This is a genomic window from Afifella sp. IM 167, from assembly GCF_020144925.1.
Classification (GTDB): domain Bacteria; phylum Pseudomonadota; class Alphaproteobacteria; order Rhizobiales; family Afifellaceae; genus Afifella.
Genome location: NZ_NSLC01000001.1, coordinates 118,664 through 132,094 on the forward strand (window position 1 = coordinate 118,664; position 13,431 = coordinate 132,094).

A 13,431-nucleotide genomic window follows, 5' to 3' on the forward strand; every position below is an offset into this window, starting at 1 on the left:
GGCAACCTCGCCTCCTCTCCTCCTCCCCGGATAGATCGGGCGCATGCCTTTGAAAGAACTGGCGGCTTCGTTGCTGCCCTCGCCTTTCAACAGGGCCGGATTTGCTTTAGAAGAAAGCCTCCGCCGACAATCGGGGAACATGAACATCATGCCGGCGAACGATAACGTTTTTCATTTCGTCATGATCAAGCCGACGCATTACGATGACGACGGCTACCCGATCCAGTGGGTGCGCTCGGCCATCCCCTCCAACACGCTCGCCTGCCTCAACGGCCTTGCCGAGGATGCAAGGCGCCGCGAGATTCTCGGCACCGGCGTCGATATCCGCCTTTCCACCTATGACGAGACCAACCGGCGGGTCTTTCCCGACAAAATCATCCGCGAATTGAAAGCGGCCGGCGGCAAGGCCCTGATCGGTCTCGTCGGCGTGCAGTCGAACCAGTTTCCCCGCGCCGTCGACATCGCCAGAAAGTTCCGCGCAGCCGGCATCCCCGTCTGCATCGGCGGTTTCCACGTTTCCGGCTGCCTGTCGATGCTTGCCGAGCTGCCGCCGGAGCTCCAGGAAGCGATGGATCTCGGGATCTCCATCTTCGCCGGCGAGGCGGAGGAGAACCGGCTCGACATCGTCCTGAAGGACGCCTGGAACGACGAGCTGAAGCCGCTCTACAACTACATGGACGACCTGCCGGATATCGGCAACGCGCCCTCGCCGATCCTGCCGCGCAAGCATCTGGTGCACACGGCCGGGCACCATACCTCTTTCGATCTCGGCCGCGGCTGCCCCTTCCAGTGCTCCTTCTGCACCATCATCAACGTGCAGGGCAGGAAGAGCCGCTTCCGCACCGCCGACGACCTTGAGACGATCATCCGCGAGAACGTCGCCCAGGGCATCGACCGCTTCTTCATCACCGACGACAATTTCGCCCGCAACCGCCACTGGGAATCCTTCTTCGACCGGCTGATCGCGCTGCGCGAGGGCGAAGGCCTCGACATCAAGTTCGCCATCCAGGTCGACACGCTCTGCCACAAGATCGAGAACTTCATCGAGAAGGCGACGCGGGCCGGCGCCACGCGCGTCTTCATCGGCCTGGAGAACATCAACCCGGACAATCTGATGGCCGCCAAGAAGCGGCAGAACAAGATCACCGAGTACCGGCTGATGCTGCAGAAATGGCGCGACCACGGCGCCACCACCTATGCCGGCTACATCCTCGGCTTTCCGGGCGACACCAAGGAATCGATCCTGCGCGATATCGAGATCATCAAGCGCGAACTGCCGCTGGAGCTTCTGGAGTTCTTCAACCTGACGCCCCTGCCGGGCTCCGAAGACCACAAGAACATGCTCGCTCGCGGCGAATGGATGGATCCCGACCTCAACAAGTACGACCTCGACCACCGCGTCACGCATCATGCGAAGATGAGCGACAAGGAATGGGACGAGGTCTACCAGGAGGCCTGGAAGAGCTATTATTCGCGCGACCACCTGAAGACGATCCTGCGCCGCGCCGCCGCCCACAGACGCGGCCGGCCCGGCAACAAGCTCTTCCTCATCGCCTGGTTCTACCTGACGGTGAAGATCGAGGGCGTGCATCCGCTGGAGGGCGGCTTCTTCCGCAAGAAGTACCGGCTCGACCGCCGCTCCTCGCTGCCGGTCGAGAGCCCCTTCGTCTTCTATCCGCGCTTTGCCGCGGAGACGGCGTGGAAGCAGCTGCAATATGCGGCGAACATCCTCTCCTTCTACCTCATCTACCGCGAGGTGAAGCGCAATCCCGGCCGGCGCAGCTACACCGACCGGGCGATCGAGCCCGATTTCGGCGACTCGCTCGACGATCTGGAGATGATCCAGGGCACCAGGGGCGGCGAGGCCTGGGTGGCGCAGAACAAGCGCAACCGCGAGATCGTCGAAAAGGCCCAACGCGCCCCGGCCAACGCCGCCTGAGCGGGGCTGCCGGGCAAGCCATGCAGCGCCGGCATCGCGATGCTGGCTAAGGTAATTCTCCCCGCCATACCGGAACGCCGGCGGCCCGCTTCCGGTTTTGCGTCACAAGCCAGACGCAACACCGGAGACACGCATGTCGATTGAAAACCTCAAGGATCTCTACCTTCACACCCTGAAGGACATCTACTTCGCCGAGAACCAGATCCAGAAGGCGCTGCCGAAGATGGCCAGCAAGGCCAAGAGCGCGGAGCTGAAGAAGCTGTTCGAGGCCCATCTGGACGAGACCAAGGGCCAGATCACCCACCTGAAGGAGGTCTTCAAGATCCTCGGCGAGAAGGCCGAGGGCGAGGAATGCCCGGCCATCGAGGGCATCATCGAGGAGACCGAAGAGCTGATCGGCGAGATCAAGGATGCCGACACCCGCGACGCCGGCATGATCGCCGCCGCCCAGGCCGTCGAGCATTACGAGATCGCCCGCTACGGCACGCTCCTCGCCTGGGGCGAGCTGCTCGGCCTCGACGAGGCCGGCACGCATCTGCGCGCCATCCTGGAGGAAGAGAAGGCGGCCAACGCCAAGCTCACCAATCTCGGCGAGAACAAGCTCAACAAGAAGGCGGCGTAGACCTTCGCCTTCTCCCGGTCGGCTCACCCCGACCGGGGCGAGAGAAAGCCCCGGCCCGCCGCCGGGGCTTTTTCGTGCCTGTCAGCCGCGCCGGTAGATCAGGTGCGGCGAGGCGGGCACCCCGGCCGGACGCGCAACTTCCGCGTAGCCCGGCAGCTCCAGCGGCCGGTCGGTGACGACGTAGCCGCCCACGGCCGTCCAGCCGGCAACGAGCGGCGAGATCCATTCGCGCGTCGCAAGGTCGGCGGTCGCATCGCCCGCTCCCATATCGACATGCACCAGTACCGGCGGAGCCGGGATGCGCGGATGGCAGAGCCGGAGCGTGTCGCGCATGTCGCCGACGATCATGTGCTCGGCATCGGGGATGCAGCCGGCATGGGCCCGGATCGCCCGGTCGAAGGCGAAGATCTCGCGTGTGGGAAAGATCTGGCGCAGATGGTCGAAGGTGCGCCCGTTGCCGAGGCCAAGCTCGAACACCGTGCCGGACGCCTCGCCGATCAGCCCCGCCACGTGCTCCAGAAGCGCCTTCTGGGCGGTGAGGCGGTTGATGGCGGATTCAAGACGGCTCATGCGCTCTTTCCATGTTCTTTCGCGGCCCAGGCTCTTTCGCGGCAAGGCAACCGTGTTGGCACGGCCGGCGGCAAAGGCCAAGGCGGATGGGGCCGAAAAGCACCGCCGGGCCGCGGAACTCCGCAAGCCCCTCGCCCATTGGCCAGCACGGACACCCGAAGATTTTCAGGACGAGAACCATGACCGCCTTTCACATCGCCGAGGTCGGCGACATCCATCATCCCGAAGCCTGGCTGACCGGCATCTTGCGCAATTTCCCCTATGCCGCGAAGGTGCTGGGCGCGGCCGCCGATACGCTTGAGCTCCGCCTTGCCCGCTCCGGTCACGGCCTCGACCCGAACTACCAGATCGGCACCACCGACGGCGCCGATGCGGCCGCCTTCTCCGGCACGACGCACGAGCTCCTCTACGATGACGTCACCCACCATATCGACAAGGGCGAACTCGCCGGCCCGGCCTACACGGCCGAGCATGTCCGCGCCTGGCTCGACCAGGCGAGCGGCGCCGGCGACGACGACCCGATGTCGCCGGGCATGCGCGGCGAGACGGGATATTGAACCGATTGTGCGGTGCAAATGAACTTTTTCGCGGCTGCAGCGTAATCACGGAGAGTAGAGCTGGGAGACAGACCGATGCCCTCCGTTCCCCCCATCGCCGAAGAGGCGAGCCACCTTCGTTCCCTTGCAGAGCGCGACCATGCGCTTTCCGTGCCCCCGGTCGTCCAGCGGGCGGGCCCGGCAGGCCCCGCCACGGCCGCACCGCGCAAGTAGACGCCAGACAGGCCACCCGGTCCAAGACCGGGGACCGCCCCTCCTCCCCGGCCGGGGCGTATGCCTCGAGCCGGCGTGAACCTTTTTCGAGGCACGGGCCACTCACCTGGTAGCCAAACCAGGAGAAACACCATGTCCCCGATCCTTTCGCTGGCCGCCCAGGCCGAGAACGCCCGCCGCATCGCCGAGCGCGCGCAGGCGCTCACCGTCCCGCCGGTGATCCCGCGCGAGAAAAGGCTCTGGCTGTCGCTGTCGCGACTGCGTCCCGCGCCGGAGCGTGCCCATGCCGCGCGTCGCCGCCTCGCTCTGAGCCGCCCTTCAAGGCCCGCAGCCAGCCCCCAAGGGCATGCCAGTCGGACGGACGCGGGAAGAGGCGTTGCAGGCTCGCTTTACCGCATACTCGGCGGAGCGACCGTCATCGGCCATCGGCCGGCGGCGCCTGCTGCTTAACGCGCCATCAGGGCGAAGACGCCCCAGCCCAGATATTCGCGCGTATAGGTGGCGTAGCGTGCGGGCTCGGAGGCAAGGCGCGCCCGGACGTCCTGCGCGAGCTCGTCCTCAGGGTTCTCGTCGAGCCACAGGCGCATCGTCAGCCACTTGGCCGCCTCGTACCTGTCCCAGTCGTCCTTGTTCGCCAGCACCATTTCCACGACGTCGTAGCCAAGGGTGCGGAAAGTGGCGAGGAGCTCCGGAAGCAGGCAGAAGTCGGAACGCGCGCCGGCATCGCATCCCTTGGCGACCTCTTCCGTCGGCGGCATCTGCAGCCAGTACGGCTCGCCGATGAGGATGATGCCTCCGCGGCGGAGGCTTTTTGAAAGAAGCGCGACGGTGCCGGGAACGCCCCCGCCGATCCACGTGGCGCCGATACAGGCCGCGACGTCGACCTTCTCGTCCGCCACATGCCCGGCAGCATCGCCATGGATGAAGGCGACCCGGTCGGAGACCCCGAGCGCTTCTGCGCGCTCTCTGGCCTGCCGCGTGAACAACGGGCTCTTGTCGATGCCCGTGCCGCGGACCGCGTGATCGCGCGCCCAGGTGCAGAGCATCTCCCCCGAACCGCTGCCGAGGTCGAGGACAAGCGTGTCCGGTTTCAGGCGGAGCGCGGTGCCGAGAGTGGCGAGCTTTTCGGGCGCGAACGGATTATGGATCCGGTGGGCGCTTTCGCTGATGCTGAAGATGCGGGGGATATCCAAGGCGGATGCGCCCTTTCCTCGGTGAATACGCGGGTGACGCGCCAATAGAACTTCCCCCGCGCCCCCTGCCAGCGCTTCCTACAGAAGCTCGCGCAGGCGGGCCGGGTCGGGCATGCCGCTCACCATGATCTCCGGCTCGTCGCCGGCCGAATAGATCGTCACCTTCGCCGCGCCGAAGATGCGGTCGAAGAAGGACTGGTCGACATTCACCGAGCGGATGGCGGTCCGCTTCATCTCGCGCGTCTCCTTGGAGAAGAGCCCGACGCGGTAGTGCACCTCGTCCTCGGTGATCGTCAGTTCCTCGGTGCGCGCCTTGATCCACCACAGGACGAGCGCGATCAGCCCCACCCCGACCGGGATCGTCACCACACAGACCAGAAAGAGCAGCGGGCTGGAGCGGAACATCGAGGGATGGGCGTGGTAAAGTGGCGCAGCGGCCATGGGCAGGTCTCCGGAAGTAGGGCGTGACTCTCGGCAGAACGGGCGGAGTTCGCCGCCGTTCCCTCGCTAGCGCCTTATGCCGCAGCATGGCTGCATTACCAAACCTTCATTGGGCGAAGCCGCGGGCCGCGAGCATAAGACGGACGTCACATTCCATTTCGGAGATGCGTCCATGCAAATCTCAGACACAAGCCGCGGATACAGCCCCTTCTCGGTGGCGATCCACTGGCTGGCGGCTGCCGCCATCATTGCCATCTGGCTCCTCGGAAACCAGCTGGAAGATCTTCCCCGCGGCCCGGAAAAGGCAGCTGCCCTGCAGCTCCACATGGGCGTCGCGGTCACCCTCTTCGTCGTCCTGATCGGCCGCATCGTCTGGCGGCTGACGACGACGCGGCCCGAGCGGCCCGACGAGGCACCCGCCCTCAAGGCCGTCGCGGCCATCGTGCAATGGGGCCTGCTCCTGGCCCTCACCCTGCTCGTCGTCAGCGGTCCGCTGATGGTCTGGTCGGGCGGCCACGAAATCCCGGTCTTCGGCGCCTTCACCATTCCCGGCCCGATCGGCGAGAGCGAGGGACTGCATGAATTCGCCGAGGGGGTTCACGGCCTGGCCGCCAAGGCGATCATGATCCTCTTCGTGCTGCACGTGCTCGGCGCGCTGAAGCTCTGGATCACCCAGCCCAAATCGCTGCGCATGCTGCAGCCGGGGCGCTGATCCGCCAATTGCGGGCCGCCGCCGGCGGCCCGGACTGCACAAGTAATCATGACTGTAATAACAATTAAAAAGAGCGGGACACATCGAACAAAGCGACGCCGTTGATCGGCGTCAATTTCGGGTCGGACAGAAAATGATAGGATTCACCATTGGGGTGACCTGAAGAGATGGAGATCGACATGAAGACCTGTCTCGCACGACGTAGGACAAGACTTGCCGCCACGGCCGCGATCGCGGCTCTGGCGCTCGCAATCGGCGCTGTCGGCGCCACCGCCCAGCAGGGCCAGGGGCGCGGCATGGGCGCGGGAATGGGAGGCGGCATGGGCGCCGGACCCGGTGCCTATCAGCGCCTCCAGCAGATGGACACCAACGGCGACGGCGTCCTTTCGCCTGACGAGGCCGCCGGCTGGCAGGAGATGGCCTTCTCGGCCATGGATGGCGATGGCGACGGCAAGCTGACCAAGACGGAATTCATGTCCGTCAGCTTCGGGCCGGGTGGCGGCAAGGGCATGCGGGCGGCGAGCCGCAAGGGCGCCCGCTGGGCCGATGCCGACATGAACGGCGACGGCGTCGTCACGATGGAGGAATTCAAGACCTCCGGTGCCGCGCGCTTCACCGCGGCCGATTTCAACAAGGACGGCAAGGTGACCGTTCAGGAATTCTGGGCCAGCCACGCGCAATAGGCACGCGGCCTGCCAGATTTCAGCGCTCTTGTGGGGTCCCGCCATCCGGCGGGGCCCCGTTTCTTTTCCCAACCGCCGAAGAACCTTGACTTTACACGAAGTCTAGCGATTAACCGATTGTTAAATATGACGTATTAAATCGATTAACCGTCTTCTTGGAAGCCGGTGGAAGAGACGTGCGGCTTTTTTCAACAGTCGCCTGCCCGAAAACGGATCTCGCCCGGAGCGCCAACGCCCGGCATGCCGAGCCCGCGTCAGCCACGCGCCTCGAAACGTCGCTGGCAAGGCCTGTCCGCGCCCTGACGATCCGGCGGGCGCGGAGATGAGCCATGAGACCACCGCAGCCGATCTGCAAGGAATCGACGAAGCCGCGCGCCCGGCCGTCCGGTCGCGCTCGCGCCGCAGGCGGAGGGCATTCCGCTCCATGACCCCGAGACGGGCACGCCTGTCGCGCCGGATCTTCACCGCGGCGCTCATCCTCACCACGGTCGGGCTCTTCGTCGCGACGGGCATGCTCTATGTCGCACAGGACCGCCAGCGCCAGCTGCTGGCCACCAGCATCCGCACCTCCGGCTGGGTCGCCTATCAGGCGCAGCTGGAATACGTGAAGACAAGCGCGACGCTCGACCTAGGCCGCGAAAGTCTTCCGGAGGACATCGTCGACCGGCTCAGCCTGCGCCTGGAGCTCCTTTATTCGCGCATCGGCGCGCTCTACGGCTCGCAGGACGGCAAGGCCCTGCCCGGCATAGAGGCCTATGTCGGCGAATTAAGGCCCTACGAGGCGACCATATCGGGCTTTCTGGCTCGCCTCGAACAGCCTTTGCCCCCCGATTTCGCCGCCAAGAGGATGCTTTCCTCCTGGCGCGCCGAGCTCGCGCCGCTGGGGGAAACCCTGCAGAAGATCCTCGAGCGCTCCGTCGTCTACAACGAGGCGGTTTATGCGCGCGAGCGCGAGCTCGCGGGCGGCGTCACCATGATGCCGCTCCTTCTGATGTTTTTGAGCGGCAGCGGCCTCATCGCGCTCCTGCGCCTGCAGGCGCAGCGCGATCGCGACCGCCTCGACGACGTGCTGGCCGCCAGACGTGCCCAGGCCGTCGTCGAATCCAACTTCCGAGCCGCCATTGAATCGATGCCGAGCGTGATCGTCATCTTCGATCCGGTCGTGCAGAGGGTGAGCTTCGTCAACAAGCATGCGGCCGAGCTCATCGACCCCTCCCCTCACCATCCGGCATGGCAGCGCCTCATCTCGGCCGCCCTCGACAGCGGCAAGGAGGTTCCGGGCCAGAGCGCGGTGGCGGTCAATCTCGCCTTCTCTCGCCCGGACGGCCTCATCAGCTCGCTGCGCGGCTCCTTCTACGACGTGACCTGGGAAGGCCGCACCCAGCGCCTTCTCGCCCTTGCCGACGTCACCAAGATCCGCGACGCGGAGCTGCAGGTGATGCAGGCCGCCAAGCTCGCCACGCTCGGCGAGATGGCGACGGCGATCGCCCACGAGGCGAACCAGCCGCTCGCCGTCATCCGCATGGCGGTCACCAACGCCAAGCGCCTATACGAGAACGGCGAGGTGGGAGAAGCGCTGAACGCCAAGCTGACGCGCATTTCCGATCAGGTGGAGCGCGTCAAGCGGATCACCGATCAGGTCCGCCGTTACGGCAGGATGGGCTCCTCCATCCAGGAACCCTTCGTGCTGAAGGAGGCGATCGGCCTCGCCATCAGCTTCGTCGCCGAGCAGTACCGGGCCGCCGGCCTGCGCCTCGATATCGACGTCGACCTACCCCTCGACCTGAATGTCGTAGGGGAACAAACGATGTTTGAACAAGTTATCGTCAATCTTCTGGTCAATGCTCGTGACGCTTGCGAGAGTCGTCAGAGTAACCTCGGCGACCCGATCGTGACTGTGCGGACCGTGCTTGAAGGGAACAACGTGGCGATACAGGTCGAGGACAATGCGGGGGGAATAAATCCCGCCGTGATGAACCGGCTCTTCGAGCCTTTCGCCACCACCAAGCCGGCCGGCAAGGGAACAGGTCTTGGGCTTTCCGTCTCGCGCAACATCGTGCGCGACATGAACGGCGACATCATTGCCCAGAATGTCGGCTCGGGCGCCCGCTTTACCGTCCGACTTCCCGTGGCGATGGCGCGCATGTCCGTCGAGGAGGCGGCTTGAATCGGGATCGCTCCATCGTGATCTGCGACGACGAGCTCGAGCTTGCCAACGAGATCGGGGAGTTCTTCCAGTCGCACGGCTGGCGCGTCAGCGTCTGCGGCACGGCCAAGGATGTGCGGGCGATCCTGTCGCGCGGCTTCGCGCCGCTCTGTCTTCTCACCGATCTCAGACTGAAGGAAGAAGACGGCACCGAACTCATCGCCTTCGCGCGCACCCTTCCCCCTGCCCTTCGGCCCGGCGTCTGCGCCCTGATCACGGGCCATGCGGCCGACCCGGCGGTGGGCGACAACCTTGGCGCCGACCTCCTTTATTTCAAGCCCGCCGACCCGTTCGACATCCTCGCCGATCTCGAGCGCTATGCCGAACGCGTGGCGGCGCAGCCGGCCTGAAACCGGGACGCAGGCAGATGTTGGGCGGGCGGCCCGATCGCCACCCAACGCCTGTCCCACAGGCGCAGACGGAGGCTCCCTTTTTGCAAAAGGCGCCCTAGCTGGTTATGCCGGTGCCCAAGCTTTGCGCACGCCAGTCGAGTAAGGCAATATGCCGGCTAAGCAATGAGTCGTAGATGAGCGAAACCGACCAGCCGACACGAGCACGCTTCGAGGCCGAAGAAGGCGCCGGAGACGGCAAGCTCGCACCACGTCTGCTGATCGTCGACGACGACCCGGACATTCTCGAGGAACTCGGCGAAGGGCTCGATGCACTGGGCCTGCCTTCCCTGCGCGCCGGCACGGGGCGGGAGGCGCTCGATATCGTCCAGCGCCATCCCGAGTTGCAGGTGATGGTCACGGACCTGCAGATGCCGCAGATCGACGGCATCGAGCTGCTGCAGAAGCTGGCCGCAAGACGCCGCAAGACGCCGCTCTCGGCCATCGTCGTCACGGGCAACGCCTCGCTTGACCGTGCGGTCGCGGCCCTGCGCCTGAACGCGGTCGATTTCCTGCAAAAACCGGTCCTGCCCGAGGAGGTGGCCGCCGCCGTCAAGCGCGCCTTCGCGCTGGTGGAGGATGCCGGCCGCGTCGATACGGCGGCCGCATCTCAGCCGGATTACCTGAAGGCTCTGGTCGCGGCCCGGGTGGACCGCGAGGCCATCTTCAAGGCCGATCTCTTTTCCGATCCCGCCTGGGAGATGCTGCTCGATCTGGCGGTCGCGGAGGCGAGCGGGCGCTGGGTATCGGTGACGAGCCTGTGTCTGGCCTCGGGCGTATCGACGACGACGGCGCTGCGGCGCATCGACGATCTTCAGGAAGCCGGGCTCGTGGAGCGCTTTCCCGACGAGGCGGATCGGCGCCGCATCATCGTGCGGCTCACCGAAGCGGGCAGGACCCGCATGAAGGCCTTCGTGGAAAGACAGGCGGCGCGCATCGGCCTGTCGCTGGACTAGCAGGGCCGGGCTCGCCGGCCCGAAATCAGCCGACGAACTGGTAGCCGAGGTAGCGCTTGGCGTCGATGACCTCGTGGCCGAGACGCATGCGCAGCTTCTTGCGAAGCTTGCTGATATGGCCTTCCACGACCGTCTCGTCGACGCCGTCGTTGAAAACGCCGTAAATGGCGTTGAAGATCTGCGTCTTCGTCACACGCCGGGAGCGGTTCTTAGCGAGATACTCCAGGATATGGCGCTCGCGGCGCGGCAGGGTGAGCGGCACACCGTCCACTTCCGGGTCGCGGCCGTCGAAGAAGATGCGCAGGCGGTCACAGGAGATCTCCTGCGCCGGGCCGCTCATCCGCCGCCATACGGCGTCCGAGCGGGCGATGATCTCGCGTACATGCACCGGCTTGCGGACGACATCGTCGATGCCGGCGGTGAAGAGTTCGAGGGTCTGCTCCAGCGAGCGGATCTCGCTCAGTGCGATGATCGGAGCGCGAGACCGGTTGCGGATCACGCTCGGATAGTTGGAACGCTCGTCGAACTCGCCGAGGAGGAAACCCTGGACCGCTTCGATATCGCCTTCCGAGGCGCTGGTGAGCCAGTCGTGAAACTCTTCGGAATCGAAGCTGACGGCAGGACGGCCTTCCCGGTTGAACATGGCGGTGAAGCCCCCGGCGACATCTGCGCGCGGATCAACGACAACGTACATTACCCACAGCCCCATTTAACTAAAAATCAACACATGGGAGAGGTGAGTCGAAAGAAGTCATCGCGTCTTCAACTCATCTCGTGGGCAGACGCTAGATTTCAGTTCCATTCCATACAACAAGAACTGCTTATTCGTCTGGAGCCATTCCGCTCCAGATTGCAGGTTAATAGGTTCTTACAACGTATAATATACTAAAAATGTATTTATTTTTGCAGTTATAGAAAGGCAATTGTTGGTTTCATTAAAATTCGCAAGATCTGGGGGAGTTGGGGGCGCGAGGCCGGGAAAGAAGCGCGGTCGCCCGGATGGGCGGCCGCGCAGGAAGGCAGCCGGAGGAAATGAGGGATGACGGCTGCCGAGGAGGAGAGAGGAATATCTTCTGGACGGGAGAGGAGAAATCAGGCCTGGAAGACGGCCTCGATCTTGCCCTTCAGCGTCTGCGCGTTGAACGGCTTGACGATATAGTTGCTGACGCCGGCCTTCTTGGCGGCCACGACGTTCTCCGATTTGGCCTCTGCCGTCACCATGATGAACGGAATGTCGGAAAAGCTGCCGTCGGCGCGCACTTCCTTCAGAAGGTCGTAGCCGGTCATCGGCTCCATGTTCCAGTCGGAGATGACGAGACCGTAGGCGCGCTCGCGCAACTTGCTGAGGGCCTCCGTTCCATCGCTCGCATCGTCGACGTCTTCGAAGCCGAGCTGCTTCAGCAGGTTTCGGATGATGCGGACCATGGTCTTGTAGTCGTCAACGACCAGGATCGGCATGGATAGGTCCAGGGACATCAAATTCTCCGCAAGAATGCAGTCTTTTAACTTGTTCGGCTCGTCCGCCGTTCTCCGGACAGTTAAAATGCCTCTGACTTGCGTGGGGCTTGCAGCCCATTGTCGGCCCATCTTCCGACGAAACTTCACTTGTCTTATAGGCTTTCAAAGATGTTCGTTCGATAGGAACCAGCAATGTCGGCAAAGAAGAAAGTGGCCTGGGCGGCCGGAGTGGCCCAGGAGCTGAGCCCGCAGGACGGCAAGGGCCGCGTCTCCGCGCATCTTGAGCGCATCTTTTCGGAGCTCGACAGCCTGCGCTCCATGGTGCGGCTCGCCACCGAGATTCAGGACGACCGCGCCCAGCTGTGGAACGGCGTCGAGGCGATCGAGGAAGCGATCCAGCAGACCCGCGGCGAGATCTCGGCCCTGCATTCCAAGGCGGTGCACGACCGCGACTTCAACCGGGCGAGCGACGAGCTCGACGCCGTCGTCTCCGATACCGAGAGCGCGACGGAGACGATCCTCGGCGCCGCCGAGACGATCGACGAGATCGCCGGCAAGCTCGGCAAGGACAACGACGCCATCGAGAGCGAGGTCGCCGAGATCCGCGCCCAGGCGATCAAGATCTTCGAGGCGTGCAATTTCCAGGACATTACCGGCCAGCGCATCAGCAAGGTCGTCAACGTCCTGCACTTCATCGAAGGCCGGATCACCTCCATGCTGGAGATCTGGGGAGGCTCGGACACGGAAGGCGAGTTCATCGACGAGCGCACGGGCGACGACGCCCTGCTCAACGGCCCTGCCCTCGCCGACGAGGTCAACGTCGTCTCCCAGGACGATATCGATTCCCTGTTTCCGTGATCGCGGACGATCGCCGCCTGTCCCGCGAAAGAAAAAAGGCCCCTTGATCAAAGGGGCCTTTTTTCATGTCGTGGGGCCTGGCGCCGGAGCGACGAGCACCGCCAGCGGGTGCGGGCCGGACGCCCCTACTGACAGAACGCCTTCGATTGCGCTGTCCAGGCGCCGAAGCCCGTCGCCACCATGTTGCGGATGACGGCGCAGACATAGCGCTTCTGGGCCGGGTCGTTGTTCGGCCCGGCATGATAGCGCGCCACCGCCATGGTCCAGCTGCCCTCGCGCTGGCGCAGCTCCGTCAGGAAGCGGGCCGCATAGGCGACGTTCTTCTTCGGATCGAGCATCTCGGCGACCGAGCCGAAATTCTCGCCATGGAAATAGTGGTTCACCTGCATGCAGCCGAGATCGATCAGCTTCGCCCCGGAGCTGCGCGCCGAGGCGAACTTCTTCAGCGCTTCCTCGCGGCTCTTCGCGAAAAAGGCCTTGCCCTCGATATTGAGGGCGTTCGGCTGCAGCGAGCCCTTGCGGCCCGTCTCGGTGAGGCCGACCGCGTAGAGGACGCCGAGCGGAATCTTGTAGGCGCGGGAGACGGAGGCCATCTCCCGCTCGCAGATGTTGCCCGCCGCACCATGGCCGGAAG

Annotated in this window: 17 protein-coding genes; 11 read left to right on the top strand and 6 right to left on the bottom strand. The window is 64.7% G+C overall.

Annotated elements, in window-relative coordinates; all coding sequences use genetic code 11:
- Positions 1–148: 148 nt before the first annotated feature.
- Together CLD20_RS00570 and CLD20_RS00575 are read left to right on the top strand one after the other, a co-directional pair.
- A complete protein-coding gene (locus CLD20_RS00570; protein ID WP_224404642.1) occupies positions 149–1,939 on the top strand; it encodes a radical SAM protein in 1,791 nt (596 codons plus the stop codon).
- A gap of 133 nt (positions 1,940–2,072) precedes the next feature.
- On the top strand, positions 2,073–2,561 hold the full coding sequence (locus CLD20_RS00575; RefSeq protein WP_224404643.1) for a ferritin-like domain-containing protein: 489 nt from the start codon (positions 2,073–2,075) through the stop codon (positions 2,559–2,561).
- Between the two features lie 81 nt (positions 2,562–2,642).
- Here CLD20_RS00575 and CLD20_RS00580 read toward each other — a convergent pair whose 3' ends face one another.
- Positions 2,643–3,131, bottom strand: a complete 489-nt coding sequence (locus tag CLD20_RS00580) for a class I SAM-dependent methyltransferase (protein WP_224404644.1) — start codon at positions 3,129–3,131, stop codon at positions 2,643–2,645.
- Positions 3,132–3,310: 179 nt separating this feature from the next.
- On the opposite strand from CLD20_RS00580, the gene CLD20_RS00585 reads away from it, so the two are divergent.
- The 3 genes from CLD20_RS00585 to CLD20_RS00595 all read left to right on the top strand — a co-directional run bounded on the left by CLD20_RS00585 (position 3,311) and on the right by CLD20_RS00595 (position 4,351).
- A complete protein-coding gene (locus CLD20_RS00585; protein WP_224404645.1) occupies positions 3,311–3,688 on the top strand; it encodes a hypothetical protein in 378 nt (125 codons plus the stop codon).
- Between the two features lie 75 nt (positions 3,689–3,763).
- Positions 3,764–3,901, top strand: coding sequence for a hypothetical protein (locus tag CLD20_RS00590; RefSeq protein WP_224404646.1), 138 nt, complete (start codon positions 3,764–3,766; stop codon positions 3,899–3,901).
- Positions 3,902–4,033: 132 nt separating this feature from the next.
- Positions 4,034–4,351: a hypothetical protein gene (locus CLD20_RS00595; protein WP_224404647.1), complete on the top strand. Its 318-nt coding sequence runs from the start codon at positions 4,034–4,036 to the stop codon at positions 4,349–4,351.
- Here CLD20_RS00595 and CLD20_RS00600 read toward each other — a convergent pair.
- Together CLD20_RS00600 and CLD20_RS00605 are read right to left on the bottom strand one after the other, a co-directional pair.
- On the bottom strand, positions 4,348–5,094 hold the full coding sequence (locus CLD20_RS00600) for a cyclopropane-fatty-acyl-phospholipid synthase family protein (RefSeq protein ID WP_224404648.1): 747 nt from the start codon (positions 5,092–5,094) through the stop codon (positions 4,348–4,350). The two genes, CLD20_RS00595 and CLD20_RS00600, sit on opposite strands and share 4 nt — an antisense overlap.
- Before the next feature lie 78 nt (positions 5,095–5,172).
- The gene (locus tag CLD20_RS00605; RefSeq protein ID WP_224404649.1) at positions 5,173–5,535 is read right to left on the bottom strand and encodes a PH domain-containing protein; all 363 of its coding nucleotides are present in this window, start codon (positions 5,533–5,535) and stop codon (positions 5,173–5,175) included.
- Between the two features lie 172 nt (positions 5,536–5,707).
- On the opposite strand from CLD20_RS00605, the gene CLD20_RS00610 reads away from it, so the two are divergent.
- The 5 genes from CLD20_RS00610 to CLD20_RS00630 all read left to right on the top strand — a co-directional run bounded on the left by CLD20_RS00610 (position 5,708) and on the right by CLD20_RS00630 (position 10,481).
- A complete protein-coding gene (locus CLD20_RS00610) occupies positions 5,708–6,247 on the top strand; it encodes a cytochrome b (RefSeq protein ID WP_224404650.1) in 540 nt (179 codons plus the stop codon).
- Positions 6,248–6,426: 179 nt separating this feature from the next.
- Positions 6,427–6,930 carry an EF-hand domain-containing protein gene (locus CLD20_RS00615; protein ID WP_224404651.1) on the top strand — a complete coding sequence of 168 codons (504 nt, stop codon included), beginning with the start codon at positions 6,427–6,429 and terminating at the stop codon, positions 6,928–6,930.
- A gap of 424 nt (positions 6,931–7,354) precedes the next feature.
- Positions 7,355–9,097 carry an ATP-binding protein gene (locus tag CLD20_RS00620; protein WP_224404652.1) on the top strand — a complete coding sequence of 581 codons (1,743 nt, stop codon included), beginning with the start codon at positions 7,355–7,357 and terminating at the stop codon, positions 9,095–9,097.
- The gene (locus tag CLD20_RS00625; RefSeq protein WP_224404653.1) at positions 9,094–9,486 is read left to right on the top strand and encodes a response regulator; all 393 of its coding nucleotides are present in this window, start codon (positions 9,094–9,096) and stop codon (positions 9,484–9,486) included. Before CLD20_RS00620 ends, CLD20_RS00625 begins: the two co-directional genes overlap by 4 nt.
- Before the next feature lie 176 nt (positions 9,487–9,662).
- Positions 9,663–10,481 (top strand): response regulator, encoded by an 819-nt coding sequence (locus tag CLD20_RS00630; RefSeq protein ID WP_224404654.1) that lies wholly within the window; start codon positions 9,663–9,665, stop codon positions 10,479–10,481.
- Between the two features lie 25 nt (positions 10,482–10,506).
- Here the strand turns inward: CLD20_RS00630 and CLD20_RS00635 are convergent, their stop codons facing one another.
- Positions 10,507–11,175: a response regulator transcription factor gene (locus tag CLD20_RS00635; RefSeq protein WP_224404655.1), complete on the bottom strand. Its 669-nt coding sequence runs from the start codon at positions 11,173–11,175 to the stop codon at positions 10,507–10,509.
- A 398-nt stretch (positions 11,176–11,573) separates the two neighbouring features.
- Complete coding sequence (locus CLD20_RS00640; RefSeq protein ID WP_224404656.1) at positions 11,574–11,957, bottom strand: chemotaxis response regulator CheY; 384 nt, start codon at positions 11,955–11,957, stop codon at positions 11,574–11,576.
- A gap of 174 nt (positions 11,958–12,131) precedes the next feature.
- Between CLD20_RS00640 and CLD20_RS00645 the strand changes: the two genes are divergently transcribed.
- Positions 12,132–12,797 (top strand): protein phosphatase CheZ, encoded by a 666-nt coding sequence (locus tag CLD20_RS00645; RefSeq protein ID WP_224404657.1) that lies wholly within the window; start codon positions 12,132–12,134, stop codon positions 12,795–12,797.
- A gap of 125 nt (positions 12,798–12,922) precedes the next feature.
- On the opposite strand, the gene CLD20_RS00650 is transcribed toward CLD20_RS00645, so the two are convergent.
- Complete coding sequence (locus CLD20_RS00650; RefSeq protein ID WP_224404658.1) at positions 12,923–13,390, bottom strand: transglycosylase SLT domain-containing protein; 468 nt, start codon at positions 13,388–13,390, stop codon at positions 12,923–12,925.
- Positions 13,391–13,431: the final 41 nt, after the last annotated feature.

Bases quoted from the DNA above. Each gene is read 5' to 3' on its own strand.
- CLD20_RS00570 (WP_224404642.1), top strand. From the start codon at position 149: ATGCCGGCGAACGATAACGTTTTTCATTTCGTCATGATCAAGCCGACG.
- CLD20_RS00575 (WP_224404643.1), top strand. From the start codon at position 2,073: ATGTCGATTGAAAACCTCAAGGATCTCTACCTTCACACCCTGAAGGAC.
- CLD20_RS00580 (WP_224404644.1), bottom strand. From the start codon at position 3,131: ATGAGCCGTCTTGAATCCGCCATCAACCGCCTCACCGCCCAGAAGGCG.
- CLD20_RS00585 (WP_224404645.1), top strand. From the start codon at position 3,311: ATGACCGCCTTTCACATCGCCGAGGTCGGCGACATCCATCATCCCGAA.
- CLD20_RS00590 (WP_224404646.1), top strand. From the start codon at position 3,764: ATGCCCTCCGTTCCCCCCATCGCCGAAGAGGCGAGCCACCTTCGTTCC.
- CLD20_RS00595 (WP_224404647.1), top strand. From the start codon at position 4,034: ATGTCCCCGATCCTTTCGCTGGCCGCCCAGGCCGAGAACGCCCGCCGC.
- CLD20_RS00605 (WP_224404649.1), bottom strand. From the start codon at position 5,535: ATGGCCGCTGCGCCACTTTACCACGCCCATCCCTCGATGTTCCGCTCC.
- CLD20_RS00610 (WP_224404650.1), top strand. From the start codon at position 5,708: ATGCAAATCTCAGACACAAGCCGCGGATACAGCCCCTTCTCGGTGGCG.
- CLD20_RS00615 (WP_224404651.1), top strand. From the start codon at position 6,427: ATGAAGACCTGTCTCGCACGACGTAGGACAAGACTTGCCGCCACGGCC.
- CLD20_RS00620 (WP_224404652.1), top strand. From the start codon at position 7,355: ATGACCCCGAGACGGGCACGCCTGTCGCGCCGGATCTTCACCGCGGCG.
- CLD20_RS00630 (WP_224404654.1), top strand. From the start codon at position 9,663: ATGAGCGAAACCGACCAGCCGACACGAGCACGCTTCGAGGCCGAAGAA.
- CLD20_RS00635 (WP_224404655.1), bottom strand. From the start codon at position 11,175: ATGTACGTTGTCGTTGATCCGCGCGCAGATGTCGCCGGGGGCTTCACC.
- CLD20_RS00640 (WP_224404656.1), bottom strand. From the start codon at position 11,957: ATGTCCCTGGACCTATCCATGCCGATCCTGGTCGTTGACGACTACAAG.
- CLD20_RS00645 (WP_224404657.1), top strand. From the start codon at position 12,132: ATGTCGGCAAAGAAGAAAGTGGCCTGGGCGGCCGGAGTGGCCCAGGAG.
- CLD20_RS00650 (WP_224404658.1), bottom strand. From the start codon at position 13,390: ATGGCCTCCGTCTCCCGCGCCTACAAGATTCCGCTCGGCGTCCTCTAC.